This window comes from Kitasatospora sp. NPDC004614, from assembly GCF_042873675.1.
Taxonomy (GTDB): Bacteria; Actinomycetota; Actinomycetes; order Streptomycetales; family Streptomycetaceae; genus Kitasatospora.
The window spans coordinates 57,056-82,040 of record NZ_JBIALR010000021.1 but is presented as its reverse complement, the minus strand read 5'-3'; the positions used below and the strand labels follow the sequence as shown (position 1 = coordinate 82,040).

At 73.1% G+C, this 24,985-nt stretch carries 24 protein-coding genes; 13 read left to right on the top strand and 11 right to left on the bottom strand.

All coding sequences use genetic code 11. The features are described from left to right. Window positions 1-73: 73 nt before the first annotated feature. The gene (locus ACFYST_RS31100; RefSeq protein ID WP_387644796.1) at window positions 74-736 is read left to right on the top strand and encodes a PH domain-containing protein; all 663 of its coding nucleotides are present in this window, start codon (window positions 74-76) and stop codon (window positions 734-736) included. Window positions 737-809: 73 nt separating this feature from the next. On the opposite strand, the gene ACFYST_RS31095 is transcribed toward ACFYST_RS31100, so the two are convergent. The 3 genes from ACFYST_RS31095 to ACFYST_RS31085 form a co-directional block, all read right to left on the bottom strand. Then, window positions 810-2,507 (bottom strand): phospho-sugar mutase, encoded by a 1,698-nt coding sequence (locus ACFYST_RS31095; RefSeq protein ID WP_387867155.1) that lies wholly within the window; start codon window positions 2,505-2,507, stop codon window positions 810-812. A gap of 154 nt (window positions 2,508-2,661) precedes the next feature. Further along, a complete protein-coding gene (locus ACFYST_RS31090; protein ID WP_387867153.1) occupies window positions 2,662-3,492 on the bottom strand; it encodes a purine-nucleoside phosphorylase in 831 nt (276 codons plus the stop codon). A 196-nt stretch (window positions 3,493-3,688) separates the two neighbouring features. Continuing rightward, on the bottom strand, window positions 3,689-4,126 hold the full coding sequence (locus ACFYST_RS31085) for a gamma-glutamylcyclotransferase (protein ID WP_387644804.1): 438 nt from the start codon (window positions 4,124-4,126) through the stop codon (window positions 3,689-3,691). A gap of 121 nt (window positions 4,127-4,247) precedes the next feature. Between ACFYST_RS31085 and ACFYST_RS31080 the strand changes: the two genes are divergently transcribed. The 3 genes from ACFYST_RS31080 to ACFYST_RS31070 all read left to right on the top strand — a co-directional run bounded on the left by ACFYST_RS31080 (window position 4,248) and on the right by ACFYST_RS31070 (window position 8,215). Next, a complete protein-coding gene (locus ACFYST_RS31080) occupies window positions 4,248-5,702 on the top strand; it encodes an NAD(P)H-quinone dehydrogenase (RefSeq protein ID WP_387867151.1) in 1,455 nt (484 codons plus the stop codon). A 198-nt stretch (window positions 5,703-5,900) separates the two neighbouring features. After that, window positions 5,901-6,815: a DeoR/GlpR family DNA-binding transcription regulator gene (locus tag ACFYST_RS31075; protein WP_387645014.1), complete on the top strand. Its 915-nt coding sequence runs from the start codon at window positions 5,901-5,903 to the stop codon at window positions 6,813-6,815. 47 nt (window positions 6,816-6,862) lie between these two features. Continuing rightward, window positions 6,863-8,215: a condensation domain-containing protein gene (locus ACFYST_RS31070; RefSeq protein ID WP_387867149.1), complete on the top strand. Its 1,353-nt coding sequence runs from the start codon at window positions 6,863-6,865 to the stop codon at window positions 8,213-8,215. 50 nt (window positions 8,216-8,265) lie between these two features. On the opposite strand, the gene ACFYST_RS31065 is transcribed toward ACFYST_RS31070, so the two are convergent. Together ACFYST_RS31065 and ACFYST_RS31060 are read right to left on the bottom strand one after the other, a co-directional pair. Then, on the bottom strand, window positions 8,266-10,041 hold the full coding sequence (locus ACFYST_RS31065; RefSeq protein WP_387867147.1) for an acetyl/propionyl/methylcrotonyl-CoA carboxylase subunit alpha: 1,776 nt from the start codon (window positions 10,039-10,041) through the stop codon (window positions 8,266-8,268). Between the two features lie 216 nt (window positions 10,042-10,257). Beyond that, window positions 10,258-11,010: a hypothetical protein gene (locus tag ACFYST_RS31060; RefSeq protein ID WP_387867145.1), complete on the bottom strand. Its 753-nt coding sequence runs from the start codon at window positions 11,008-11,010 to the stop codon at window positions 10,258-10,260. A gap of 248 nt (window positions 11,011-11,258) precedes the next feature. Between ACFYST_RS31060 and ACFYST_RS31055 the strand changes: the two genes are divergently transcribed. Then, on the top strand, window positions 11,259-12,011 hold the full coding sequence (locus ACFYST_RS31055) for an alpha/beta hydrolase family protein (protein WP_387867143.1): 753 nt from the start codon (window positions 11,259-11,261) through the stop codon (window positions 12,009-12,011). 10 nt (window positions 12,012-12,021) lie between these two features. Here ACFYST_RS31055 and ACFYST_RS31050 read toward each other — a convergent pair whose 3' ends face one another. Together ACFYST_RS31050 and mmpB are read right to left on the bottom strand one after the other, a co-directional pair. Then, complete coding sequence (locus ACFYST_RS31050) at window positions 12,022-12,633, bottom strand: Maf family protein (protein ID WP_387867140.1); 612 nt, start codon at window positions 12,631-12,633, stop codon at window positions 12,022-12,024. 9 nt (window positions 12,634-12,642) lie between these two features. Then, a complete protein-coding gene (gene mmpB, locus ACFYST_RS31045) occupies window positions 12,643-12,777 on the bottom strand; it encodes a morphogenic membrane protein MmpB (RefSeq protein WP_387644821.1) in 135 nt (44 codons plus the stop codon). Window positions 12,778-13,023: 246 nt separating this feature from the next. Between mmpB and ACFYST_RS31040 the strand changes: the two genes are divergently transcribed. Further along, the gene (locus ACFYST_RS31040; RefSeq protein ID WP_387867138.1) at window positions 13,024-13,443 is read left to right on the top strand and encodes a DoxX family protein; all 420 of its coding nucleotides are present in this window, start codon (window positions 13,024-13,026) and stop codon (window positions 13,441-13,443) included. A 237-nt stretch (window positions 13,444-13,680) separates the two neighbouring features. Here ACFYST_RS31040 and ACFYST_RS31035 read toward each other — a convergent pair whose 3' ends face one another. The 3 genes from ACFYST_RS31035 to ACFYST_RS31025 form a co-directional block, all read right to left on the bottom strand. Then, on the bottom strand, window positions 13,681-15,438 hold the full coding sequence (locus tag ACFYST_RS31035) for a diguanylate cyclase domain-containing protein (RefSeq protein WP_387867137.1): 1,758 nt from the start codon (window positions 15,436-15,438) through the stop codon (window positions 13,681-13,683). Window positions 15,439-15,641: 203 nt separating this feature from the next. Next, on the bottom strand, window positions 15,642-16,733 hold the full coding sequence (locus ACFYST_RS31030; protein WP_387644829.1) for an adenylate/guanylate cyclase domain-containing protein: 1,092 nt from the start codon (window positions 16,731-16,733) through the stop codon (window positions 15,642-15,644). 195 nt (window positions 16,734-16,928) lie between these two features. Beyond that, window positions 16,929-17,825, bottom strand: coding sequence for a biotin--[acetyl-CoA-carboxylase] ligase (locus ACFYST_RS31025; RefSeq protein WP_387867134.1), 897 nt, complete (start codon window positions 17,823-17,825; stop codon window positions 16,929-16,931). Window positions 17,826-18,027: 202 nt separating this feature from the next. Here ACFYST_RS31025 and ACFYST_RS31020 point away from each other — a divergent pair, with 202 nt between their 5' ends. Both ACFYST_RS31020 and ACFYST_RS31015 read left to right on the top strand, forming a co-directional pair. Further along, window positions 18,028-19,617, top strand: a complete 1,590-nt coding sequence (locus ACFYST_RS31020) for an acyl-CoA carboxylase subunit beta (RefSeq protein WP_387644835.1) — start codon at window positions 18,028-18,030, stop codon at window positions 19,615-19,617. A gap of 21 nt (window positions 19,618-19,638) precedes the next feature. Continuing rightward, on the top strand, window positions 19,639-19,839 hold the full coding sequence (locus ACFYST_RS31015) for an acyl-CoA carboxylase subunit epsilon (RefSeq protein WP_387867132.1): 201 nt from the start codon (window positions 19,639-19,641) through the stop codon (window positions 19,837-19,839). Window positions 19,840-19,844: 5 nt separating this feature from the next. On the opposite strand, the gene fdhD is transcribed toward ACFYST_RS31015, so the two are convergent. Continuing rightward, window positions 19,845-20,675: a formate dehydrogenase accessory sulfurtransferase FdhD gene (gene fdhD, locus ACFYST_RS31010; RefSeq protein WP_387867130.1), complete on the bottom strand. Its 831-nt coding sequence runs from the start codon at window positions 20,673-20,675 to the stop codon at window positions 19,845-19,847. Between the two features lie 96 nt (window positions 20,676-20,771). On the opposite strand from fdhD, the gene hutH reads away from it, so the two are divergent. From hutH to ACFYST_RS30985, 5 genes are all read left to right on the top strand, one after another. Next, window positions 20,772-22,334: a histidine ammonia-lyase gene (gene hutH / locus ACFYST_RS31005; RefSeq protein WP_387645017.1), complete on the top strand. Its 1,563-nt coding sequence runs from the start codon at window positions 20,772-20,774 to the stop codon at window positions 22,332-22,334. Window positions 22,335-22,487: 153 nt separating this feature from the next. Continuing rightward, on the top strand, window positions 22,488-23,360 hold the full coding sequence (locus ACFYST_RS31000) for a MurR/RpiR family transcriptional regulator (protein WP_387867127.1): 873 nt from the start codon (window positions 22,488-22,490) through the stop codon (window positions 23,358-23,360). A 136-nt stretch (window positions 23,361-23,496) separates the two neighbouring features. Beyond that, window positions 23,497-23,829 carry a hypothetical protein gene (locus tag ACFYST_RS30995; RefSeq protein WP_387644845.1) on the top strand — a complete coding sequence of 111 codons (333 nt, stop codon included), beginning with the start codon at window positions 23,497-23,499 and terminating at the stop codon, window positions 23,827-23,829. 54 nt (window positions 23,830-23,883) lie between these two features. Then, window positions 23,884-24,465 (top strand): hypothetical protein, encoded by a 582-nt coding sequence (locus ACFYST_RS30990; protein WP_387867126.1) that lies wholly within the window; start codon window positions 23,884-23,886, stop codon window positions 24,463-24,465. A 164-nt stretch (window positions 24,466-24,629) separates the two neighbouring features. Beyond that, window positions 24,630-24,974: an SHOCT domain-containing protein gene (locus ACFYST_RS30985; RefSeq protein ID WP_387867123.1), complete on the top strand. Its 345-nt coding sequence runs from the start codon at window positions 24,630-24,632 to the stop codon at window positions 24,972-24,974. The last annotated feature ends 11 nt before the right edge of the window (window positions 24,975-24,985 follow it).

The window sequence follows — 24,985 nt, the reverse complement described above, 5'->3', positions numbered from 1 at the left end:
CGGATCATTCGTAACCGTCCCGTGCCCCCGCCACCATTGGGGACGGCCGTGCCACTGGGGCAGAATCGACGCCATGACCGAATCCGACCGGACACCCGACCAGGGGTCCGCCGCCAACGGGCCCAAGTACGCCGACCGCGTCTACCGCTCCGTTCCCGGCGTCATCGCGGGCGTCATGCTGCTCGGAGTCGCCGCCTGGCTGATCGGCGACGCGATCGTCTCCGGCACCGGCGCCACCCCGTGGGTCGCACTCGCCGCCGCGCCCGTCTTCTGCTTCCCGGTGGCCGCCTACACCCTGCGGCCCATCGTGAAGGCGAACGACCAGCGACTGCTGGTCCGCAACCCGCTGCGCACCGTCGTCGCGCCGTGGGCCAGCGTGGAGGGCCTGAAGGCCGGCTACTCGGTCGAACTCTTCGCCGGCGGACGCAAGTTCCAGATCTGGGCGGTCCCCGTCTCGCTGCGCCAGCGCAAGAAGGCCAACCGCCGCGCCGCCAAGGCCGTGGCCGCGGGCGACCCGCACCTGCCCGCCACCGGCAAGAAGTCGCAGCGCCACGACCAGCTCGACCCCACCCGAGCCTGGTCCGACGCCGTCGTCACCTCCCTCCAGGAACAGGCCGACCGCCACGCCACCAACCCCGCCGCCACCGGCGAGGTCCAGGCCACCTGGTGCTGGTGGGTCATCGCCCCCACCCTCGCGGGCCTGGTCGCCCTGATCTCCGTCATCGCGGCGACCTGAGCCGCCCGGCAGACAGCAGCAGGGCCCCGGGGTTCTCCCCGGGGCCCTGCTGCTTTGCGAAGTCGACGGACGGTCAGACGAGGCCGGCCGCGAGCGCCAGGTCCTGCTTGATGGTGGTCAGCAGGGCGTGGGCCTGTTCGCGGGTGGCCGGGAGGACGTCGTGGGTGGCGACCGGGAGGACGACCTCCAGGTAGCACTTGAGCTTGGGCTCGGTGCCGGAGGGGCGGACCACGATGCGGGCCGAGGTGACGGTGGGGCCGCTGAGGTAGTAGCGGAGGCCGTCGGTCGGGGGGAGCTCGGGGGTGCCGGCGGTGAGGTCGTCGGCGTGGGTGACGGTGAGGCCGGCCAGTTCGACGGGGGGCTTGTCGCGGAGGGTGCGCATGGCGTCGGCGATGACGGTGAGGTCGTCGACGCGGACCGAGAGCTGGTCGGTGGCGTGCAGGCCGTGGGCGAGGGCCAGGTCGTCGAGCAGGTCGGTGAGGGTGCGGCCGTCGCGCTTCAGGCCGGCGGCGAGTTCGGCGATCTGGAGGGCGGCGGTGATGCCGTCCTTGTCGCGGACGCCGTCGGGGTCGACGCAGTAGCCGAGGGCCTCCTCGTAGCCGTAGCGGATGCCGTCGGCGCGGGAGATCCACTTGAAGCCGGTGAGGGTCTCCGCGTAGCCGAGGCCGGCCGCGGCGGCGATCTTGCCGAGCAGGGTGGAGGAGACGATGGTGGTGGCGAAGACGCCGCTCGCGCCCTTGGCGGCGAGGGCCGCGCCGAGCAGGGCGCCGACCTCGTCGCCGCGCAGCATCCGCCAGTCGCCGTCGTGGGTGGGGACGGCGACGGCGCAGCGGTCGGCGTCCGGGTCGTTGGCGATGACCAGGTCGGGGCGGGCGGCGCGGGCGGTGGCGAAGGCCAGGTCCATCGCGCCGGGCTCTTCCGGGTTGGGGAAGGCGACGGTGGGGAAGTCCGGGTCGGGCTCGGCCTGTTCGGCGACCACGGTGGGTGCCGGGAAGCCGGCCCGCTCGAACGCGGCGAGCAGCACGTCGCGGCCGACGCCGTGCAGCGGGGTGTAGACGGTGGTGAGCGAGCGGGGTCCGTCGGTGTCCAGGACGGAGACGGCGCGGGTCAGGTAGGCATCCAGAACATCGGAGCCGAGGACCTCCCAGCCTTCGGTGGCGCGCGGCACGGAGGCGAGGGCGCCGAGCGCGTCGATCTCGGCGGCGATGTCGGCGTCGGCGGGCGGGACGATCTGCGAGCCGTCGCCCAGGTAGACCTTGTAGCCGTTGTCCTGCGGCGGGTTGTGGCTGGCGGTGACGACCACGCCGGCCGCCGCGCCCAGGTGCCGGATGGCGTACGCGAGGACGGGGGTGGGCAGCGGCCGGGGCAGCACGGCGGCGCGCAGGCCGGCGCCGACGACGACGGCGGCGGTGTCGAGGGCGAAGTCGTGCGACTTGTGGCGGGCGTCGTAGCCGATCACGATCAGGTCGCCGAGCGCGGGGTTGGCGCGGACGTACGCGGCGAGGCCGGCGGCGGCGCGGATGACCACGGCGCGGTTCATCCGCATCGGGCCGGCGCCGAGTTCGCCGCGCAGGCCGGCGGTGCCGAACTGGAGGCGCCCGTCGAACCGTTCGGCCAGCCGCGACCAGGCGATCCGCTCCCCGGACTCGGCGCCCGGGCCCTCGGCGGCGGCCAGCAGCGCGGCCAGCTCCTCACGGGTCTGCGGGTCGGGGTCCTCGGCCAGCCAGGCCCGGGCCCGGTCGAGGAGGTCGGTGGTGGGTGCCTTCGGCATGCGGCCCGCTCCCTGTACGTGGGTGGAAGGAGTGTCAGTGCTGCGGCGAACGGAGCGACGGCGGCCACCGAACCCGTCGGTGGCCGCCGTCGTCCTGCGCCGATTCTCGGTCAGAGGTGCTGCGCCGCCCGGGAGTCGCCTCCCGGGCGGGGTGTCAGATGCGCTCCAGGACCTTCGCCAGCAGGGCGCCCATCCGCTCGGCGGAGGCCTTGCCGGCCTCCAGCACCTCGGCGTGGTTGAGCGGCTCGCCGGTGATGCCCGCAGCCAGGTTGGTGACCAGCGAGATGCCGAGCACCTCGGCGCCGGCCTCGCGGGCGGCGATGGCCTCCAGGGTGGTGGACATGCCGACCAGTTCGCCGCCGAGCACCCGGGCCATGTTGACCTCGGCCGGGGTCTCGTAGTGCGGGCCGCGGAACTGCACGTACACGGCCTCGTCCAGCGACGGGTCGACCTCGAGGCACAGGGCGCGCAGGCGCTTGGAGTACAGGTCGGTGAGGTCGACGAAGTTGGCGCCGACGATCGGGGAGTCCGCGGTCAGGTTGATGTGGTCGCTGATCAGCACCGGCTGGCCGGGCGTCCAGCCGTGGCGCAGGCCGCCGCAGCCGTTGGTCAGCACGATGGTCTTGCAGCCCGCCGCGGCGGCGGTGCGCACGCCGTGCACCACGGTGGCCACGCCGTGGCCCTCGTAGTAGTGGTTGCGGCCGAGGAAGACCAGCGCGCGGCGGTCGCCCTCGCCGGGCATCCGGACCGAGCGGATGGTGCCCGCGTGGCCGGCCACCGCGGGGGCGGGGAAGCCGGGCAGCTCGGTGACCGGGAATTCGGAGAGCGTCTCACCGAGGGCGTCGGCGGCCGGCACCCAGCCGGAGCCCATCACCAGGGCGACGTCGTGGCGTTCGGCGCCGGTGAGTTCGCGCAGCCGGTCGGCGGCTTCCCGGGCGGCGGCGTAGGGGTCGGCGGAGACGACCGTCTGAGGAGATGCGTTCACAAGGTCGAGGATAGGTCAAATCTGCCTACGCGCGTAGACAGCTGGGCCGAGCCATGCCGGATCGTTACCCGGAATGTACGGAACGCCGCCATTCGTCCCCGCCGGCCCGGCCGGACTACGCCCGAACTCCCGTCCGGCGCAAGCGCGGAGACGGCGTCAGCAGCGCGGAGACGGCGTCAGCAGCGCGGAGACGTCTTCAGCAGGGGCGGCGGCGGAGGTCCAGCACGTAGTCGTCGGGGGCGCCGGCGCTCTCCGCGGCGTCCGCGATCAGGCCGAGGTAGCGGGCCGCGGGCAGGCCGCCCTCGTAGTCGTTCAGCACGTACGTCCACACCGCGACCTCACCGTCCAGGGTCTGCGCGCGCAGCTTCACCTTGCGGTAGATGCCGAGCTGCACGCCCTCCCAGCGGTCCAGGCCTTCTTCGTCCATCGGGGCGATGTCGTAGAGCGTGACGAAGACCTGCTCCTTCTCGTCCTCCACCACGGTGGCCAGCGAGCCCTCCCAGCCCAGCTGCTCGCCGCCGAAGGTCAGCCGCCAGCCGGGCAGCCAGCCGGAGCCGCGCAGCGGGGAGTGCGGCGCGCGCCGGCTCATCTGCCGGGCGTCGAGGTTGGTGGCGTAGGCGGCATAGAGCGACATGACCGCCAGCCTACGGGAGCGGCCCGCCCGCGCAGGTCCGTCCGCAGCCTCGGCCCCATCTTCGGGAGCAAGGGTCAACAGCAACGGCCCCGGCGTGGAATCCGTTCCGGCGTGCGGGACAATGGAGCACGTGACTCGGATCGTGATCATCGGTGGCGGACCAGGCGGATACGAGGCGGCCCTCGTGGCAGCCCAGCTCGGCGCGGAGGTGACCGTCGTCGATCGCGACGGTCTGGGCGGATCGGCGGTGCTGACGGACTGCGTGCCGTCCAAGACGCTGATCGCCACCGCAGAGGTGATGACTACCTTCGACAGCTCGTACGAGGAACTCGGCATCCTGGTCGCGGACGGCACGCCGGACGCCGCCGACCCGGCCCGGGTGGTCGGGGTGGACCTCGGCAAGGTGAACCGACGGGTGAAGCGGCTGGCGATCGCCCAGTCGCACGACATCACCCAGGCCGTCACCCGGGCCGGCGTCACCGTGCTGCGCGGCCGCGGCCGGCTCGGCAGCGGCGGGCAGGCCATCGACGGCTCCCGCGAGGTGCTGGTCGACCACGCCGACGGCAGCGTCGAGTCGCTGCGGGCCGACGCGGTGCTGATCGCCACCGGCGTGCGCCCGCGCGAACTCCCCGACGCCCAGCCGGACGGCGAGCGGATCCTGGCCTGGACGCAGGTGTACGACCTGGAGGAGCTGCCGCGCGAGCTGATCGTGGTCGGCTCCGGCGTCACCGGCGCCGAGTTCGCCGGTGCCTACCAGGCGCTCGGCTCCAACGTCACGCTGGTCTCCTCGCGCGACCGGGTGCTGCCCGGCGAGGACCCGGACGCCGCCGAGGTGCTGGAGGACGTCTTCCGCCGCCGCGGCATGAACGTGATGGGCCGTTCGCGTGCCGAGAGCGTCAAGCGGATCGGCGACCGGGTCGAGGTCACGCTGGCCGACGGCAAGGTGATCACCGGCACGCACTGTCTGATGGCGGTCGGCTCCATCCCCAACACCGCCGACCTGGGCCTGGAGGAGGCCGGCGTCGCGGTCAACGACTGGGGCCAGATCAAGGTGGACCGGGTCTCCCGCACCTCCGCCCCCGGCGTGTACGCGGCCGGCGACTGCACCGGCGTCTTCATGCTGGCCTCGGTGGCCGCCATGCAGGGCCGGATCGCCATGTACCACGCGCTCGGTGACGCGGTGCAGCCGCTGAACCTGAAGACCGTGGCGTCCAACGTGTTCACCGACCCGGAGATCGCCACCGTCGGCTACACCCACGCCGACGTGTCCTGCGGAAAGATGGACGCGGTCGAGATCAAGCTCCCGCTGCGCGGCAACCCGCGGGCCAAGATGCAGGGCATCCGGGACGGCTTCGTGAAGCTGTTCGCCCGCCCCGGCACCGGCATCGTGGTGGGCGGTGTGGTGGTCGCGCCGCGCGCCTCCGAGCTGATCCACTCCATCTCGCTGGCCGTGGACAACAACCTGACGGTCGAGCAGGTGGCCAACACGTTCACCGTCTACCCGTCGCTGTCCGGCTCCACCGCCGAGGCGGCGCGTCAGCTGCACATTCGCAAGCGCGAAGGCGCCGCTTCCTGACGTTCCACCGGCTCGTTCGGGCCGAGCCGGGCGCACGCCGCCCGGCTCACCCGCCCGGCGGAGCGCGCATTGTACGGTCGTGCGCCGCTCTCAGGTGAGCAAATCCAGTTACCAGGTGCAAACGCCTGAAAGCAGACGGTCACTCGGGTTACCGTCGGTTCTGTGTTTGCTGCAGAACGTCGCCAGTTGATCCTCGAGATGGTGCGCGCCAACGGAGCCGTGTCGCTCCGAGAGCTGGCCCGCGTCGTCCAGACCTCCGAAGTCACCGTCCGCCGGGACGTCCGGGCGCTGGAGGCCGAAGGGCTGCTCGACCGCCGCCACGGCGGCGCGGTGCTCCCCGGCGGCTTCAGCCGGGAGCCCGGCTATCCGCAGAAGACCCACCTCGCCGCCGCCGAGAAGAGCGCCATCGCCGATCTCGCCGCGGGCCTGGTCGAGGAGGGCGACGCCATCGTGGTCGGCGCCGGCACCACCACCCAGGAGCTGGCCCGCCGGCTCGCCCGGGTGCCGGGGCTGACGGTGGTCACCAACTCGCTGCTGGTCGCCCAGGCGCTGGCGCACGCCAACCGCGTCGAGGTGGTGATGACGGGCGGCACCCTGCGCGGATCCAACTACGCGCTGGTCGGCAGCGGCGCCGAACAGTCGCTGGCAGGGCTGCGGGTCACCAAGGCCTTCATCTCCGGCAGCGGACTGACCGCCGAACGCGGCCTGTCCACCGCCAACATGCTCTCCGCCAGCGTCGACCGGGCCCTGGTGCAGTCCGCCAACGAGGTGATCGTCCTCGCCGACCACACCAAGCTCGGCGCGGACAGCATGTTCCAGACCGTCGCCACCGATGGGATCACCCGGCTGGTCACCGACGAGCACACCGCCGCCGAGGACCCGACGGCCCGCGAACTCGACGCGCTCGCCGACTGCGGCGTGCAGATCTCGGTCGCCGCGCTCGGTCTGTCCGCCGAGACCTCGACGGTGCACCCGCAGCCGTCCTCGGCGGTGCCGCGCCGCCCCGTCCCGCCGGCCGGCCTGGCCCCCGGCACCCCGCTGCCCGGCCCGCGCCGTCCCGCCCCGCACGGCACGCTGCCGGTCGCCCCGCGGCTCGCCGAGCGGATCCGCTGACCGCACCCCGTTCCGTTCCACCCGCCCCGCTTGTAGCGTCTGGCCTCATGGACGCATCGAGTGAACGGCTCGACCGCACAACGGAGTTGACGGTCCGGGCGGCGCGGGGCGGGCGGGGCCCCGCGACCTGGGGCCAGCGGGCCATCCACACCGCGCTGGTCAAGCTGGGCCCCGACTCGCCGCGCTACAACCTGCGGCTGTCGGCGCCCGTCGAGCCCGGCCTGCCGCTGGAGACGGCGCTGCGCGCCTTCACCGAGCTGCTGCACCTGCACGACGCGCTGCGCACCCGGCTGGTCGAGCGGGACGGCGAGCTGGTGCAGGAGGTGGACGCGGACGGGGCGCTGCCGGTCGCCGTGCTGCACCGCTCCAGCGCCGAGCGGGCCGCCGGGGCGGCGGCGGAGCTGCTCGCCGAGTTCGCCGGCCGGCCGTTCGACCTGCCGCGCGAGTGGCCGGTGCGGCTCGGCCTGGTGCTGGTCGACGGGCTGGTCCGGCAGACCGTGCTGGTGCTGTCGCACACCGCCTCGGACGGCTGGGGGATGCGCCGCGCCGTCCGCGACCTGACGCTGCTGGCCGCCGGGCGGAGCGCCGACGAGCTGCGCGCCGAACGGGACTTCACACAGCCGCTGGAAGAGGCCGCCGAGCAGGACTCGCCGCGCGGCCGCCGCCGGGACGCCGCCGCCCGCCGGTACTGGCGGGACAAGCTGAGCTCCGGCCCGCGCGCCCAACTCCCGCGCCCGGACGGCGAACCGGACCCGGAGCGGCGGTTCCCGCTCGCGGTGCTGCGTTCCCCGGAGCTGGCCGCCGCGCTGCCGCGGGCCGCGGCCCGGCTGCGGACCAGCGACGCCACGGTGCTGCTGGCCGCCGCCGCGACCGAACTGGGGCGGCTGGGCGGGCAGCGCGAGGTGCTGTTCCAGGTGGTGGTCGGCAACCGGTTCACCGCGCAGTCCGCCGAGGCCGTCACCACGCTCGCCCAGGAGGGCCTGTTCCATCTTCCGGAGCTGGCCGGGGAGTTCGACGAGACGGTCCGCCGCTGTCAGGGCCCGGCGCTCAGCGCCTACCGCCACTCCGGGTACCACAAGCCGCAGTTGGACGCCGACCTGGACGAACTGCGGGCCGCCGAACAGGACTTGGCCGACCACTCGGTGATCTGGAACGACACCCGGGACCCACTGGCCGCCCTGATGCTCGACGGGGTCGGCGAAGTCCCGCTGGTGGAGCGGGAGTTGAGCTTCCCGGACACGTTCCCGGCCCGCCCCGGGGTGTCCGTCGCGGTGGACGTGGTCGCCGCGCCCGGCGCGATCGAGCTGCTGATGGTCGCCGACAGCGCGCTGCTGGAGCGCGCGCAGATGGCGCAGTTCCTGTGCGGCGTCGAGCAGTTGGTGCTGGAGGCGGCCGAATAGCCGGAAGGGCGGCGGGAGTTGGTGAACTCCCGCCGCCCTTCCTGGACGGATCAGACGTCCTTGATCTCGCAGAGCGCGGCGCCACTGGAGACCGACTGGCCGACCTCGGCCTTCAGGCCGACCACGGTGCCGGCCTTGTGGGCGTTCAGCGGCTGCTCCATCTTCATCGCCTCCAGGACCACGATCAGCTCGCCCTCGGCGACGACCTGGCCCTCCTCGACGGCGACCTTGACGATGGTGCCCTGCATCGGCGAGGCCAGGGTGTCGCCGGAGACCGCGGAGGCGGCCTTCTTGGCGCCCACCCGGCGCTTCGCCTTGCCTGCCGCGGCACCCGCGGCCGGGGCCGAGGCGACGCCCAGCGAGGACGGCAGCGACACCTCGATGCGCTTGCCGCCGACCTCGACCACCACGGTCTCGCGGCCCTCGGGCTCCTCGCCGTCGCCGCCGGCGCCCGCGAACGCCGGGATGGTGTTGTCGAACTCGGTCTCGATCCAGCGGGTGAAGACCGTGAACGGGCCCTCGGAGCCGTGCACTTCGGGGGCGAAGGCGGGGTCGGTGACCACGGCCTGGTGGAACGGGATGGCGGTGGCCATGCCCTCCACCTTGAACTCCTCCAGGGCGCGCTTGGCGCGCTGCAGGGCCTGCTTGCGGTCGGTGCCGGTGACGATCAGCTTGGCCAGCAGCGAGTCCCAGGCGGGGCCGATGACCGAGCCGGACTCGACGCCGGCGTCCAGCCGCACGCCCGGGCCGGACGGCGGGGCGAACAGCGTGACGGTGCCGGGCGCGGGCAGGAAGCCCCGGCCCGGGTCCTCGCCGTTGATCCGGAACTCGAAGGAGTGACCGCGGACCTCCGGGTCGTCGTAGCCGAGCTCCTCGCCGTCGGCGATCCGGAACATCTCGCGGACCAGGTCCAGGCCGGTGACCTCCTCGGACACCGGGTGCTCGACCTGGAGGCGGGTGTTGACCTCCAGGAAGGAGATCAGACCGTCCTGGGAGACCAGGAACTCGCAGGTACCGGCGCCGACGTAGCCCGCCTCGCGCAGGATCGCCTTGGACGCCCGGTACAGCTCGGCATTCTGCTCCGCCGTCAGGAACGGCGCGGGCGCCTCCTCGACCAGCTTCTGGTGGCGACGCTGCAACGAGCAGTCACGCGTGGAGACCACCACCACGTTGCCGTGCTGATCGGCCAGACACTGGGTCTCGACGTGCCGCGGCTTGTCCAGGTACTGCTCGACGAAGCACTCACCGCGGCCGAACGCGGCCACCGCCTCGCGCACCGCCGACTCGTACAGCTCCGGAATCTCCTCCAGCGTACGGGCGACCTTCAGACCACGACCACCGCCACCGAACGCCGCCTTGATGGCGACCGGCAGACCATGCTCCGACGCGAACGCGACAACCTCGTCCGCACCCGACACCGGGTCGGCAGTACCGGCCACCAACGGGGCACCGGCGCGCTGCGCCACGTGCCGGGCGGTGACCTTGTCGCCGAGGTCGCGGATGGCCTGCGGCGGCGGGCCGATCCAGGTCAGGCCGGCGTCCAGGACGGCCTGGGCGAAGTCGGCGTTCTCCGAGAGGAAGCCGTAGCCGGGGTGGATCGCGTCCGCGCCCGAATCGGCGGCCGCCTTCAGGACCTTCGCGATGTCCAGGTAACTGCTCGCGGGGGTGTCGCCGCCCAGCGCGTACGCCTCGTCGGCCGCCCGCACGTGCAGCGCGTCCCGGTCCGGCTCGGCATACACGGCGACACTCGCGATACCGGCATCCCGGCACGCCCGGGCGACGCGGACAGCGATTTCGCCGCGATTGGCGATGAGCACCTTGCGCACTGTGGCTCCCTTCTCGAACCTCGTCGAGTCTATGGATTGAAGGGCGCTACCGGCGAGTAGTCCCTGGTGGTGAGCGTGCTCACACGCTCGGGTTTCCCGACTTCCTTGCGGACGACGGCGATTGGCGACGCACCGCAGGTCGCGGGGCGCGCAGGGCGCGCGGGTCGCGTGGGAAACACGGTGGACCGGGTGGCCTCAGCCACGCCGGAGCATGGTTCAAGCGGCCGCCGGCTGCGGCGGGGCGGTCGCCTCGGCGGTCACGTCCGCCTCGAACTCGACCACGTCCGGGCCGTACGCCCGGGCGTTGACCACCCGCAGCACCACCGCGAACGCCCCGTCCGGGCCGTGCCGGCGGGCCAGCGAGCGGTGGTGGGCGGCCAGGTAGCGCACCGCCGCGTGGTTGGAGACCGCGGTCTGACCGGCGATCAGGAACACCGGCCGGCTGCCCGGCCGCAGGTGTATCCGGGCCAGCAGCACGTACGCCGTCCCGCCCGGCTGCTCGGCGGGCGTCCGGAAGGCGAACTCCCGCTCCCCGACCAGCAGCGTGCGGACCGGATGCCCGGCACCGTCCGGCGGGGCGACGAACACCGCGCCGGGCAGCCAGGACGCCAGGTGCGCACCGGTCCGCACGTTGCTCTCCGGACCGCCCACGCAGAACTCGGTCTTGTCGCCCAGCCCCTGACGCACCTCGTCGTGCGAGGTCAGCACGGACCGGGCCCCGCACTCGCGGACCAGCGCGGCCACTTCCATCAGCGCGTACACGTCGTCACGGGCCACGCTGTGCGGATTGGACGAGGAGGCCTGCCGATTGGCGACCAGCAGCGCCTCGCCGCCGGACTGCAGCCCGAAGAACGCGCGCTCCCGCTCCAGCCGGCGGCGCCGGCGCACCGTCTGCGCCAGCCAGCCCAGGCCGGCGCTGATCGCCGAAGCGACCAGTCCCAGCACGACGTTGAGCACCCCATCGGTCATGTTCCGCTCCTCAACGCCCCTTTCCGGTCCGGCTCGCCAGCCTAACGGCGGCCCACCGGCCCCGGGGGTGGAACTGTGCAACAGATGTACGCCCCCGGTTCTGTCCGATTCCGCACCTTGCGAACCGGAATCCGGTCACTCTCTTCGCGGGCCGACATAACGGAATGGTTCAGACCATTGACCGGGTTCGGTGGCCGTCCCTAGCGTCGCAGCCACCATCACATATCCGAATAATTCACGGGGGAATCGTGAAGCGCTCCATGCTGCCCGTCGCACTCGCCGCGACCGCCCTGGCGCTCACCGCCTGTTCCAGCAGCGGCAGTTCGACCAAGGCCGCGGCCACCCCGGAACCCACCGCCGCGACCTACGGGTGCCTGACGAAGTCGCAGGCGGCAAAGGGTTCCTTCGCCCTCGACGCGGGCACCGCGGGCGGCACCGAGCTGGACGCCTACTACCAGGACTCGGACGCCGGCGGGGCGAAGACCGCGCTGATCCTCTCCCACCAGCTGAGCGGCTCGCTGTGCGAATGGGCGCCGGTGTTCGGCGAGTTCACCAAGGCCGGGTATGCCGTGATGGCCTTCACCAGCGAGGGCGACGTCACCGAGGGCATCAAGGCCGCCGCCAACCGCCTCAAGGAGAAGGGCGTCACCAGCATCGCCCTGATCGGCGCCTCCAAGGGCGCCGCCGCCTCCCTGGTCGCCGCCAAACTGGACAGCCCGCTGCCGATCAAGGCCGTGGTCTCGCTCAGCTCGCCCGACGTGTACAGCCAGTTCAACGCGGCGCTCGCGGTCAAGTCGGTGAAGATCCCGACCTACTTCGCCGCCGAGGAACTGGACGCCCCCTTCAACGCCAACGCCAAGGCGCTGTACGAGGCCTCGGTGGCCGAGGACAAGCAGCTGAAGCTCTACCCCGGCGGCAACCACGGCGCCCCGCTGCTCAAGGACGGCGCACTGCCCGACGTCCAGGCCTACCTGGCCAAGCACGCGCCCGCGGCTGGCTGAGCGGTTATGTTCAGACCCAGAGGTCGGTGATCCGGACGTCCAGCTCGGCGAGCAGGCGGCGCAGCAGCGGCAGCGACAGGCCGATCACATTGCCGGGGTCGCCGTCGATCCCCTCCACGAACGGTGCGGAGCGGCCGTCCAGGGTGAACGCCCCGGCCACGTGCAGCGGTTCGCCGGAGGCGACGTAGGCGGCGACCTCGGCGTCGTCCGGGGTGCCGAACCGGACGGTGGTGGACGCCGTCGCCTGCGCCTGCCGGCCGGTGGCGGTGTCGATCACGCAGTGGCCGGTGCGCAGCACGCCCGCGCGGCCGCGCATCGAGCGCCAGCGCTCGATCGCCTCGGCGGCGTCGGCGGGCTTGCCGAGCGCCTGGCCGTCCAGCTCCAGCACCGAGTCGCAGCCGATCACGATCGGCGGCTCGCCCGGCTCGGCGGCCAGCTCACCGGCGATCTTCCCGGCCTTCGCCACCGCCAGCACCAGCGCGAGCTCGCCGGGTGTCGGCGCGGACAGCGCGTCCTCGTCCACCCCGCTCACCCGCACGTGCGGATCCAGGCCCGCCTGCCGCAGCAGGCCCAGCCGGGCGGGGGAGGCGGACGCGAGAACGAGCGGGCGGCGAGCGGTCATGCCTTCAGCCTAACCGTGCCGGGCCAGCACCAGCGCCGCCGCGATCACGGCCAGCGCCGCCAGCACCACCGCCGTGCGGCGCAGCCTGCGCTGCACCTCGCGGGCCTCGGGCGACGGCTCGTCGCGGGGGTCTTTCCAGAGCATTCGATCAGCCTGCAACGTGCGTGCGGCGCGGCGCCTGAGTATCCGTACTCAGTCCTGGGACGGGTGATGGTTCGGACGCATGCTTGACGCGGAGCTCCGCGACCCCTGCAATGGAGCAGCTGACTTGTCCGGTTCATGATCGGCGCCGTGCGGGGCGCCGAACTCCCCCCACGAACCGGCAGCAGGTCGGCTCCAGGTCAGGGCACGCACAGCAGACCACCCCACTGGTTCAGGCTGAGGAGTCCCATGTCCGACCTCGTCACCACCGCAAGAGCCGCCACCGACGCGGCCCGCCCGCACTTCGTCGCGCTCTACCGGGTCGTCACCGCCCTGCTGTTCGCCTGCCACGGCGCCGCCTCACTGTTCGGCGTCCTCGGCGGGGCGCACGGCGGCGGCACCATCCCCGCCGGCACCTGGCCCGGCTGGTACGCCGCCGTCATCCAGCTCGCCTGCGGCGCGCTCGTCCTGTTCGGCATCGGCACCCGGGCCGCCGCGCTCATTGCCTCCGGGTCGATGGCGTACGCGTACTTCACCGTGCACCAGGAGAACGCGCTGTTCCCGCTGCAGAACGGCGGCGAGCCGGCTGTGCTGTTCTGCTGGGCGTTCCTGCTCATTGCTGCCGTGGGCCCGGGCAGCTTCGCGTTGGGACGCAGGTTCGCGCGCTAGGGAGAGCACCATCAGGGGCGCTGGGGGTACCCCCAGGCGAAGCCGAGGGGGCGGAACTGCGCGACAAGCGCAAAGCACGTCCGCAAGGTCGCGATCAAGTGCAGGTCATTGTCCTGCGTCGCGATCTTGCGGTTGGGTGCCTTCCGCTTCGCGCAGTTCCCCGCGCCCCCGGTTGTGCTCTCCCTGGTTTCGCACCCGCTCGCGCCCCGGTTGTGCTCTCCCTGGTTCCGCACCCGGTCAGGACGGCGGTGGGGAGCACGGCCCCGAGAGGGCCACCGCCACCAGCGCGCGGAGGGCCGGGGCGACCTGGCCGAGTGGGAGCGTGCTCTCGTCGGCGAACAGTTCGAGCAGCCAGCCGCCCGCAGGGTTCGCGCCGCCCGCGGCGACCATCGCGCGGTAGCCGGAGACCACCATCACGGCCTCCTCGGAGGGGTCGTTGCCCGGTGCGCCGACCCGCAGGGCGAACGATCCGCCGGTGACCGCGCGGCCGGTCAGCGGGTAGTGCCGCAGGTCGAAGACCGCGTCCGGGGCCTCGATCTGGGCCCGCTGGGTGCGGGCCCGGGCCGATGCGGGGCCGCCCGTCATCCGGTACACGGCGTGCCGGGCGGTGCGCATCAGTGGTGAGCCCGGCGGTACGTACGACACCCACCAGCCGACGGCGTTGAGCAGTCGTGACGCCGTTTCCGCGACCACCGACAGACGCCCCAGCGTGTCGGCCGGATGCGTCACCGCGCCCTGTACGCCGCCCTGGTCCAGCGCCGCCAGTGCTGCCGCCAGGAGCTGTCCCGGGTCCGCGCTGTGTGCCGAGCCGCGGAACCGTCGCCGTTCGCCGTTGGGCCGTCCGGTCGGCGCGCGGCGGCTGTCCGCGAGCTGCACCACCGGGTCCGGGGTGAACCCCGGCCCCTGGGACCGGCCGGCCACCACCGGGTGCGCCGCCCGGGCGGCCTTCGCCCGGTACTGGGCGGCGTCGGCCAGCCGGAACAGGCGGTCCGCCGTGGTCACCGGGCCGATCGAGTCCCCGGTCGAGGCGATCCCGCAGGCGACGCCCTCGCCGTCCGTCAACTCCAGTGCGCGGGTGCACAGTTCCTCCGCGACCGCGACCACCTCGTCCGCGGACTGGCCCTCCGTGAGCAGGCAGAACTCGTCCCCGCCGAGTCGCGCCGCGAGGCTGTTCGGCAGTTTCGCCGCCGACAGCGACAGCTGGTGCGCGAACCGCTCCAGCAGCCGGTCGCCCATCTCGTGGCCCAGCTGGTCGTTGACCCGCTTCAGCCCGTTCACGTCGCACACCACCAGCGACACCACCGCGCCGTCCCGGGTGTGCGCCTTCAACGCCTCCTCCAGCCGGGCATCCACCGCGCGACGGTTGGCCAGGCCGGTCAGCGCGTCCGTGAACGCCAGCCGGCGCAGGTCGGCGACCCGTTCGGTCTGCGCGAGGCCCGCCGCGATCTGCGCGGCCAGCAGGGTCGCGTACTCGGCGTCGGCATCGGTGAACACCGGCATCCCGATCCCGCGCGCCAGGTACAGCTCGCCCCACGCCTGGCCGTGCAGCACGATCGGCGCGACCAGGCAGCTGCCCCGGCCCCGCCGTCGCAGGCCTGCGGCGCGCGAGCGGCAGAACGCGCCGGAGGCCGGGAGCGGGTGCCCGGCGTGCGGACCGAGATCCTCCGCCGTCTGCACCCAGGCGCGGGGGAGTCGGCCGGTGGTCCAGTGCTCCTCCAGGTACGTCACGATCTCCGGGAAGTCAGCGACCGGATACGACTCGTCCTCGGGCAGCTCCTCCTCTCCCGGCGCGAGCTCCCCGTGGTTGACCAGCACCCGCAACCGGCCCGACTCGCGGTCCCACACCGAGACCGCCGCCATCGTCGCCCCCAACGCGGACGTCGCCCGGGCCGCCGCCGCGCTCACCGCTTCCAGCGGCGTCATCGCCCCCGCCATCGCCTGCGCGAGCTCCACCACCGCCTGCAACCGCGAGTCCGGCGCAACCTGATCGCTCATCGCCGCCACATTCCCTCCCACGGGCCGTTTCGTCCAGCCTATGGCGGTATGGGTGGATTTCTGGGCAGGTGAGAGCGAAACCGGGGGCGCTGGGGGTACCCCCAGCGAAGCGAGGGGGCGGAACTGCGCGAGGCGGAAGGCGAACGTCGGAAAGATCGCGGGACGGGCAATGACCTGACGTTCGTGGCGACCCGATCAGAACATCAAGATCCGGAGGCGGGCGTGCGGGTCAGCAGCCAGGGCTCGACCAGGCCGAGGCCGCGGACCGGGCGGCGCCACATGGGCTGGAGGTGGAAGCGGTGGCCGGGGGCAGGGGTGCCCTCCGGGAGTGTCGCGGAGCCGTTGTGTTCCAGCGCCGTGGCGAGTTCGCCGTCGACCAGGACGGCGTCCTTGGGGGCGATGGAGGTGAGGCGGGAGGCCAGGTTGACGGTGGTGCCGAAGACGTCGCCCATGCGGGAGGTGACGGTGCCGAAGGCCATGCCGACGCGGAGGGCGGGCATGTTGTCCTCCTTGGCGAGGGTCTCGACCAGGGAGAGGGCGATCTCGGCGACGGTGGCGGGGTCCTCGGAGACGAAGAGGATCTCGTCGCCGAGGGTCTTGACGACGCGTCCGCCCTGGCCGGCGATCAGGTCGGAGCAGGTGTTCTCGAAGCCTTCGACGAGTTCGCCGAGTTCCTCTTCCTCCAGGCGGCGGGAGAGCCGGGTGAAGCCGACCAGGTCGGCGAAGGCGACGGCGAGGCGGCCGGAGGTGGTCTCGGTGTCCTCGGCGGCCTGGACGACGCGGCCGGTGACGGCGGCGAGTTGGCGGCGCCAGACGTACACCAGGAACTGTTCCAGCTCGGGGAGGAGCAGTTCGACCAGGGGGTAGGCGACGTCGGAGCGGGTGAGGCCGGGTTCGACGGGCTGGGTGAGGTTGTCGAGGAAGGTGTCCATCTGCCAGCCGGCGAGTCGCGCGGTGGTCTGGCCGGTGGAGCGGGCGACCTGGATCGCCATCGGTTCGCTGAGCAGCCCGGACTCGATCAGGCCGGCCAGGCGGCGCAGCGCGATCACGTCGTTGTCGTTGAGGGCGCGGGACTGGCCGATGTCGGGGAAGCCCATGGCGCGCCAGAAGCGGGTGGCGAGGTCCATCGGGACTTCGGCGGCGCGCGCGGCCTGGTACGGGGTGTACTTGCGCGGCGCGTCGAGGATCAGCCGCTCGAGGTCGGTCGCGACGGTGGTCTCGTCCGTCCCGTCGTACGCGTCGGCGGGAGTGCCGCCGTTGCCGGAGCCCGTGGTGGCGCCGCCGTTGTCTGTCACCGGTCCGTCCCCGTGCGTTCGCGCACTTGTGTCTTGCCGTCCTCGGGGTTCGGCTACGCGACCACCGCAGGGGGTAGTGGCGAGCCTCACACCGCTGCCAGGTGGAATGTTCGCACGGAATCGCGTAATCCGGGGCATCCGCCCGGCAGCGGACCCGAGGGTCCCGCTGGGTGAGACCGGGCCGGTGGGGGCCGGTCAGTTCTGCGGGCGGACGTGCACCACGTCGCCCGCGGCGACGGCGTGCCGGGTGCCGTCGGCGGTGCGGACCACCAGTCGGCCGTCGCCGTCGACGGCCACCGCGTCGCCCAGCAGCTCGCGCTCGCCGGGGAGTTGGACCTTCACCGGCCGGTTGAGAGTGGTGCAGCGGGCGGTGTACGCGGGCAGCAGTCCGCTGGCGTGCGGGTCGCCGGCGGCGGCCGTCCACTCGCCGTACAGTTCGGCGAACTCGCGCAGCAGGGCGCGCAGCAGGGTCGCCCGGTCGGTGGTCTCGGCGCCCGCGAGGGCGAGCGAGGTGGCGGTGGGGACGGGCAGTTCGGCCTGCCGCAGCGTGACGTTGAGGCCGAGGCCGGCGACGACGGCGCCGCCGGAGAGTTCGGTGAGGATGCCGCCGAGCTTGCGTTCCTGGCCGTCGACCTCGGCCTGCAGGTCGTTGGGCCACTTCAGGCCGGTGCGGACGCCGGCGATCCGGTCGAGGGTGGCGGAGACGGCGGTGCCGATCAGGATCGGCAGCCAGCCGTAGCGTTCCATCGGCACGCCCTGCGGGCGCAGCAGCACCGACAGGAACAGCCCGGAGCGGGGCGGCGCCGTCCAGCGGCGGTCGAGCCGGCCGCGGGCGGCGCTCTGCGATTCGGCGACCAGGACCGCGCCCTCGGGCGCGCCGTCCTTGGCGCGGGCGGCCAGGTCGGAGTTGGTGGAGCCGGTCTCGCTCACCACATCGAGTGAGGTCCACAGCGCGCCGGGGCGCAGCAGGTCGAGCCGCAGCGCCGCCTCGTCGAGCGGGGGACGGTCCAGGTCGGTCCACGGGGACGGGCCGCCGTGGCCGAAGCCGCGCAGTCCGGAACGACGGGGACGGGGGCTCTCGGGAGTGCTCACCCCAGCCACCCTAGAGGTGTCGCCAACAGCCGCACGCCGCATCATCGTCCCGCAAACCGGGCAGTGGCACGATGTGTCGATGGCCATAGCCGCGGACGCCCCCGCGCTGGCTACGCTACGCAACGGTAGACCGCAGCGCCGCCCTGCCCGTAACCCTCCACGCCCCGGGCCGGCGGCCGAGGACGCAGGGAGAGCCACCGCAATGGCCGAGGCACCGCACGACCCGCACACCACCGCCGGAAAGCTCGCCGACCTGCGCCGGCGGATCGACGAGGCGGTGCACTCCGGTTCCGCCGCGGCGGTCGAGAAGCAGCACGCCAAGGGCAAGCTGACGGCCCGCGAGCGGATCCTGGAACTGCTGGACGAGGACTCGTTCGTGGAGTTCGACGAGTTCGCCCGGCACCGCTCGACCAACTTCGGCCAGGAGAAGAACCGGCCGTACGGCGACGGCGTGGTCACCGGCTACGGCACCGTGGACGGCCGCCAGATCGCGGTGTTCGCCCAGGACTTCACGGTGTTCGGGGGCTCGCTGGGCGAGGTGTTCGGCGAGAAGATCGTCAAGGTGATGGACTTCGCGCTGAAGACCGGCTGCCCGATGATCGGCATCAACGACTCCGGCGGCGCCCGGATCCAGGAGGGCGTGGTCTCGCTCGGCCTGTACGGCGAGATCTTCCGCCGCAACGTGCACGCCTCGGGTGTGATCCCGCAGATCTCGCTGATCATGGGCCCGTGCGCGGGCGGCGCGGTGTACTCGCCCGCGGTCACCGACTTCGTGGTGATGGCCGACAAGACCTCGCACATGTTCATCACCGGCCCCGACGTGATCAAGACCGTCACCGGCGAGACCGTGGACATGGAGGAGCTGGGCGGCGCCCGCACCCACAACACCAAGTCCGGCAACGCGCACTACCTGGCCGCCGACGAGAAGGAGGCCATCGAGTACGTCAAGAGCCTCCTGTCGTACCTGCCGTCCAACAACCTGAGCGACCCGCCGGCCTACCCCGAGCAGGCCGACCTCACGATCACCGAGCAGGACCTCGAACTCGACACCATCGTCCCGGACTCGGCGAACCAGCCGTACGACATCCGCCACGTGATCGAGCGGGTGCTGGACGACGGGGACTTCCTGGAGGTCCAGCCGCTGTACGCGGGCAACATCGTGGTCGGCTTCGGCCGGGTCGAGGGCCACCCGGTGGGCGTGGTCGGCAACCAGCCGATGGACCTGGCCGGCTGCCTGGACATCGCCGCCAGCGAGAAGGCCGCCCGCTTCGTGCGCACCTGCGACGCGTTCAACATCCCGGTGCTGACCTTCGTCGACGTGCCCGGCTTCCTGCCCGGCACCGGCCAGGAGTGGGACGGCATCATCCGCCGCGGCGCGAAGCTGATCTTCGCCTACGCGGAGGCCACCGTCCCGCTGATCACCGTGATCACCCGCAAGGCCTTCGGCGGCGCGTACGACGTGATGGGCTCCAAGCACCTGGGCGCCGACCTCAACCTGGCCTGGCCGACCGCGCAGATCGCCGTGATGGGCGCGCAGGGCGCGGTCAACATCCTGCACCGCCGGGAGATCGCCGCCGCCGAGGCGGAGGGCCGGGGCGAGGAGCGCCGGGCCGAGCTGCTCGCCTCGTACGAGGACACCCTGCTCAACCCGTACCTGGCCGCCGAGCGCGGCTACGTCGACGCGGTCATCGCGCCCAGCGAGACCCGCAAGCACATCGTCCGCGGGCTGCGGGCGCTGCGCGGCAAGCGGGAGGCGCTGCCGCCGAAGAAGCACGGCAACATCCCGCTGTAGCAGAAGGGTTCACCCCGCGACATGACTCCCATTCAGGTACTGCACGGGCAGCCGACCCCCGAGGAGCTGGCCACCGTCCTGGCGGTGGTCCAAGCCCGGGCCGCCGCCGGGGCCGCGTCGGCCTCCGCGAGCGGCCCGGCCAGCGCGTGGATCAACCGCACTCCCCGTCCCGTCCCCGCGCACGGGCCGCACGCCTGGCGCACCAGCTTCTGGCCGCGCTGAGGAATTCACCCGTGCGGGTCGGCGACGATCCGGTCCGCGCGGGTGTAGACGTTCGCGGTGCGGCCGCGCAGGAAGCCGACCAGGGTGAGGCCGAGCTCCTCGGCCAGGTCGACGGCGAGCGAGGACGGCGCGGAGACCGCCGCCAGCAGCGGCAGGCCGGCCAGCGCGGCCTTCTGGGTCAGTTCGAAGGAGGCCCGGCCGGAGACCAGTAGGACGTGCCCGCGCAGCGGGAGCAGGCCCTCGCGCAGCGCCCAGCCGACCACCTTGTCCACCGCGTTGTGCCGGCCGACGTCCTCGCGCGCGCACAGCAGGGTGCCGTCGGCGGCGAACAGCGCGGCGGCGTGCAGGCCGCCGGTGGAGTCGAAGGTGCGCTGGGCGGCGCGCAGCCGCTCCGGCAGGGCGTACAGCACCTCCGGGTCGAGCGTCAGCGGGTCGGCGGAGACGTCCCAGCGGCTGCGGGTGCGCACGGCGTCCACGGTGTCGCGTCCGCACAGGCCGCAGGCGCTGGTGGTGAGCAGGTTGCGGTGCGCGGACAGTGCGGGGCGGGCGCCGCGGACGGTCGCGTCGACCACGTTGTAGGTGTTGGCGCCGTCCTCGTCGGTGCCCGCGCAGTAGCGCAGCGCGGCGAGCTCCTCGGTGGCGCCGACCAGGCCCTCGCCGACCAGGAAGCCCGCCACCAGGTCGAAGTCGTGCCCCGGGGTGCGCATGGTGACGGTCAGCGCCTCGCCGCCGATCCGGATCTCCAGCGGCTCCTCCGCCGCCAGACTGTCGGGTCGCGCCCCGCGCTCCCCGCCGTCCAGCCGCACCACTCGCCGCCGTACCGTTGCCCGCGCCATCCGTGTCGCACCTCCGCGGGCCAGTCAACCATCCGGGGACGCGGCGCCGGTTGCTTGTCATATCCGCATTCACCTGATGAGAATGTGCATATGGATATGCACAGTGTCGTCGTCCAGGTCGGCAAGGCCGACGTCAGCGCCCAGGATGTCCTCGCCGTCGCCCGGGGCGGGGCCAGGGTGGAGATCGGGCCGGACGCGCTCGCCGAGATGGCCGCCGCGCGGGCCCGGATCGACGCCCTCGCCGCCGAACCCCGCCCGGTGTACGGGGTCTCCACCGGCTTCGGCGCACTGGCGGTGCGCCACATCAGCCCCGAACTGCGGGCCCAGCTCCAGCGCTCGCTGGTGCGCTCGCACGCCGCCGGCATGGGCCCGCTGGTGGAGACCGAGGTGGTCCGGGCGCTGATGTTCCTGCGGATGAAGACGCTGGCCTCCGGCCGCACCGGCGTCCGCCCGCTGGTCGCCCAGACCATGGCCGCCCTGCTGAACGCCGGAATCACCCCCGCGGTACGGGAGTTCGGCTCGCTCGGCTGCTCCGGCGACCTCGCCCCGCTCTCGCACTGCGCGCTCGTCCTGATGGGCGAGGGCACCGCGTTCGGCCCCGACGGCGTCGAGAAGGACGCCGCCGAACTGCTCGCCGCCGCCGGCATCGAACCCGTCGAACTGCTGGAGAAGGAGGGCCTGGCCCTCATCAACGGCACCGACGGCATGCTCGGCATGCTGGTGATGGCCCTCGCCGACCTCCAGCGCCTGTACACCACCGCCGACATCACCGCCGCGATGACGCTGGAGGCGCTGCTCGGCACCGACAAGGTGCTCGCCCCCGAACTGCACGCCCCGATCCGTCCGCACCCCGGCCAGGCCGCCGCCGCCGCCAACATGCTTGCCGTGCTGCGTGGTTCCGGCCTCACCGGCCACCACCAGGACGACGCGCCGCGGGTCCAGGACGCCTACTCGATCCGCTGCGCCCCGCAGGTGGCCGGCGCCGGCCGCGACACCCTGGCGCACGCCGCGCTGGTCGCCGACCGCGAACTCGCCGCGTCCGTCGACAACCCGGTGGTGCTGCCCGACGGCCGGGTCGAGTCCAACGGCAACTTCCACGGCGCGCCCGTCGCCTATGTGCTGGACTTCCTGGCGATCGCCGCCGCCGACCTCGCCTCGATCTCCGAGCGCCGCACCGACCGGCTGCTCGACAAGGCCCGCTCGCACGGCCTGCCCGCGTTCCTCGCCGACGACCCGGGCGTGGACTCCGGTCTGATGATCGCCCAGTACACCCAGGCCGCGCTGGTCAGCGAGAACAAGCGGCTCGCGGTGCCCGCCTCGGTGGACTCCATCCCGTCCTCGGCGATGCAGGAGGACCACGTCTCGATGGGCTGGTCCGCGGCCCGCAAGCTGCGCCAGGCGGTGGCCAACCTCGGCCGCGTGCTGGCCGTCGAACTCGTCGCCTCCGCACGGGCGTTGGAGATACGGGAACAGGCCGCCGAGGAGACCGGGGTGCTCGCCCCGGCGACCGCCGCCGCGGTCGCCGCCGCCCGCGCGGCCGGCGTCGGCGGGCCCGGCCGGGACCGCTTCCTCTCCCCGGACCTGGAGGCCGCCGCCGAGCTGGTCGCCTCCGGCACACTGATCGGGGCCGTGGAGCAGGTGACCGGCCCGCTCGCCTAAGGGCACGACACAGGACGGGCGCGCCGGACTACTGTCCGAACGCGCCCGTCCCGCTTGGCGAAACGCCATTGCCCACCTGCCGGGACTGCGCCACAGTCGTCCCACCGCCGAAGCCACCGGCGAACGTCCAACCGAATGTGGAGGTACCCGAACATGCCCGCCCTTGACGAGACCGGAACGACCACCGGGCCCTCTGCCCGGCTGCTCCAGCTCTTCGAGGGCCACCGGCTGACCCCCACTCAGCGGCGGATCGCCCACTCACTGGTCCGGCACGCCACCGAGGCGCCGTTCCTGTCCAGCGTCGAGGTCGCCGAACTCGCCGGCGTCAGCCAGCCGTCCGTCACCCGGTTCGCCGTCGCGCTCGGCTACGACGGCTACCCGGCGCTGCGCAAGCAGCTGCGCGAACTCGGCGTCGGCGAGGCCGCCGCCCCCGAGAGCCACCACGACGTGGTCCGCAACGAGCACCAGCAGGCCGTGCTCGCCGAGATCGAACACCTGCGGAACCTGGCCGAGTTGCTCGCCGACCCCGCGCCGATCGTCCGCGCCGCCCGGATCCTGGCCGCCTCCCGCCCACTGCCGGTGCTCGGCCTGCGCGCCGCCTCCGCCCAGGCCGGCGGCTTCTCCTACTTCGCCGCCAAGGTCCACCCCGACATCCGGCTGATCGACGAGGGCGGCTCGATGCTCGCCGACCGCCTCGAACAGGCCGTCGCCGCCGGAGCCACCGCCCTGCTCTGCTTCGCGCTGCCCCGCTACCCGCGCGAACTGATGGACGCCCTCACCGTCGCCCGCGAGTGCGGACTGACCGTCCTGACCGTCGCCGACTCCGCGTTCGCCCCCGTCGCCAAACTCTCCGACGTGATGCTGCCCGCCGCCGTCGGCACCGGCCTGGTCTTCGACACCGCCTGCGCCCCGATGATGCTCGGCCGGGTCCTGCTCCAGGCGATGTGCGACGAGATCCCCGGCGCGGAGGCCCGACTGGAAGCCATCGAACAGTCGGCGACGACCCGTCAACTGTTCCTGGAATGACACCGCCTGTTCCCCCAATGACACCCCTGCACCGGGTTGACGACCGGCCGTGAACGGGCATCTTCCCGGTAGGGACTCGACAGGGACGAAGACAGCTTTGGACGGGGGAAGTCCAATGCCACCACCGATCCACCAGATGAGACTCACCGGACGGCTCGGCTCCGGCGCCGACGAATGGTCCTGCCCGCAGTGCGGCCGCCGCATCGCGCTGCGCCGCCCGCCGCACCCCGAACTCACCGTGCTCGACCCGGGCGACGAGGAAGCCATCCACATCGGCGTCCTCGAACCCGGTGACCCGGCCGCCGACGAGGCCGCCGCCCGCTACGGCGTCGGCCCGGTCCAGTACATCCCGCGCCCACCGTCCCGCCCCGGCGAACCGACGCCCCAGCCCGACGCCCAGCCGGACGCGGAGGACCGCCGCTGGCTCGCCGAGATCGGCATCGACTGGGGCGGCGACGAAGCGGCCTGACGACCGGTCAGGCGACCCGCCCGGCTAGGGTGACCTACCAGGGAGGGGAGACCGATGCGCAGTTGGTTGGGCGGGCTGTTCGCGGCCGGTGGTGTGCTGGCGGTGGCCGCCGCGTGGTGGGGCACCTGGGAGGGCCGGTCCGGCGGCCGGATGGCGGTGGCCGAGCTGCTCGGCCGGCCGGTCACGCTGTGCCTGACGGCCGTGGCGCTGTTCCTGGCGGCCGTGGCGGTGCTGGGCCGGAGCGGCGGCCGGTGGCCGGTGACGCTCCTGTGGGTCGGGATGCTGGGGGCGCTGGCCTGCGCCCCGGCGCTGTTTCACGGCGGCCCCGACCACCGCGTGACGAAGCGCGAGGCGGCGCCCGACGGCGCGGACCGGGCGCTGCGGGTGCTGCGTCTGGGCGAGCTGGGGATGGAGGCGGAGAGCCAGGGCTGGTTCGTCCAGGTGGAGAACGGCTCCGGCTGGTCGGCCCGGCGGTGGACGGTGTTCTCCGAGGTCGGGAAGTGGCAGGGCGAGGGCGTACTCGAAGCCGCGAGCTGGGACGGGCCCGACCGGATCGTGGTCACCACCGATGCCGACGTCCGGGTCTACGACATCTCCGGTGGCGCACCCGTGCTGCTCTCCACCACCCCGGCCTGACGGCCACCCCGGCCTGACGGCCACCCGACCTGATGCCCACCCCGGCCTGACGGCCACCCGACCTGATGCCCACCCCGGCCTGACGGCCGCCGGGCGCCGTCCCCGCCGGGTGAGGCGCAGACTGGAAGCGGCGCACCGTTCGGGTGCGGTGGCGGGTGATGGTCATGTATTGGCACCACGGGTACTACCACCACGGCGGTTGGTCGTGGGTGCTGCCCGGGATCACGTTCATGCTGTTCGGGCTGCTGGTGATCGTCGTGCTGGCCGCGCTGTGGCGGGCGTCCTCGACGCGGCGGACGGGCGGGCGGTCGGACGGGCGGTCGGACGGGCCGCAGTGGGGGAGCCCGCCGCAGAGCCAGGTCCCGGAGGCGGAGCGGCTGTTGGCCGAACGGCTGGCCAGGGGCGAGATCGAGGTGGAGGAGTACCGGCACCGGCTGGCGGCCCTGCGGGGCGAGAACAGCCCGCCGAGTGGGCCGGGGGATCAGCCGGGGGATCAGGGGAAGAGCTGAAACGGGTGCCG

What these genes read in the sequence shown, in the direction of transcription:
- ACFYST_RS31100 (WP_387644796.1), top strand. Translation starts at nt 74, where the DNA reads ATGACCGAATCCGACCGGACACCCGACCAGGGGTCCGCCGCCAACGGG.
- ACFYST_RS31095 (WP_387867155.1), bottom strand. Translation starts at nt 2,507, where the DNA reads ATGCCGAAGGCACCCACCACCGACCTCCTCGACCGGGCCCGGGCCTGG.
- ACFYST_RS31085 (WP_387644804.1), bottom strand. Translation starts at nt 4,126, where the DNA reads ATGTCGCTCTATGCCGCCTACGCCACCAACCTCGACGCCCGGCAGATG.
- ACFYST_RS31080 (WP_387867151.1), top strand. Translation starts at nt 4,248, where the DNA reads ATGGAGCACGTGACTCGGATCGTGATCATCGGTGGCGGACCAGGCGGA.
- ACFYST_RS31075 (WP_387645014.1), top strand. Translation starts at nt 5,901, where the DNA reads ATGGTGCGCGCCAACGGAGCCGTGTCGCTCCGAGAGCTGGCCCGCGTC.
- ACFYST_RS31070 (WP_387867149.1), top strand. Translation starts at nt 6,863, where the DNA reads ATGGACGCATCGAGTGAACGGCTCGACCGCACAACGGAGTTGACGGTC.
- ACFYST_RS31060 (WP_387867145.1), bottom strand. Translation starts at nt 11,010, where the DNA reads ATGACCGATGGGGTGCTCAACGTCGTGCTGGGACTGGTCGCTTCGGCG.
- ACFYST_RS31050 (WP_387867140.1), bottom strand. Translation starts at nt 12,633, where the DNA reads ATGACCGCTCGCCGCCCGCTCGTTCTCGCGTCCGCCTCCCCCGCCCGG.
- mmpB (WP_387644821.1), bottom strand. Translation starts at nt 12,777, where the DNA reads ATGCTCTGGAAAGACCCCCGCGACGAGCCGTCGCCCGAGGCCCGCGAG.
- ACFYST_RS31040 (WP_387867138.1), top strand. Translation starts at nt 13,024, where the DNA reads ATGTCCGACCTCGTCACCACCGCAAGAGCCGCCACCGACGCGGCCCGC.
- ACFYST_RS31035 (WP_387867137.1), bottom strand. Translation starts at nt 15,438, where the DNA reads ATGAGCGATCAGGTTGCGCCGGACTCGCGGTTGCAGGCGGTGGTGGAG.
- ACFYST_RS31020 (WP_387644835.1), top strand. Translation starts at nt 18,028, where the DNA reads ATGGCCGAGGCACCGCACGACCCGCACACCACCGCCGGAAAGCTCGCC.
- ACFYST_RS31015 (WP_387867132.1), top strand. Translation starts at nt 19,639, where the DNA reads ATGACTCCCATTCAGGTACTGCACGGGCAGCCGACCCCCGAGGAGCTG.
- fdhD (WP_387867130.1), bottom strand. Translation starts at nt 20,675, where the DNA reads ATGGCGCGGGCAACGGTACGGCGGCGAGTGGTGCGGCTGGACGGCGGG.
- hutH (WP_387645017.1), top strand. Translation starts at nt 20,772, where the DNA reads ATGCACAGTGTCGTCGTCCAGGTCGGCAAGGCCGACGTCAGCGCCCAG.
- ACFYST_RS31000 (WP_387867127.1), top strand. Translation starts at nt 22,488, where the DNA reads ATGCCCGCCCTTGACGAGACCGGAACGACCACCGGGCCCTCTGCCCGG.
- ACFYST_RS30995 (WP_387644845.1), top strand. Translation starts at nt 23,497, where the DNA reads ATGAGACTCACCGGACGGCTCGGCTCCGGCGCCGACGAATGGTCCTGC.
- ACFYST_RS30990 (WP_387867126.1), top strand. Translation starts at nt 23,884, where the DNA reads ATGCGCAGTTGGTTGGGCGGGCTGTTCGCGGCCGGTGGTGTGCTGGCG.
- ACFYST_RS30985 (WP_387867123.1), top strand. Translation starts at nt 24,630, where the DNA reads ATGTATTGGCACCACGGGTACTACCACCACGGCGGTTGGTCGTGGGTG.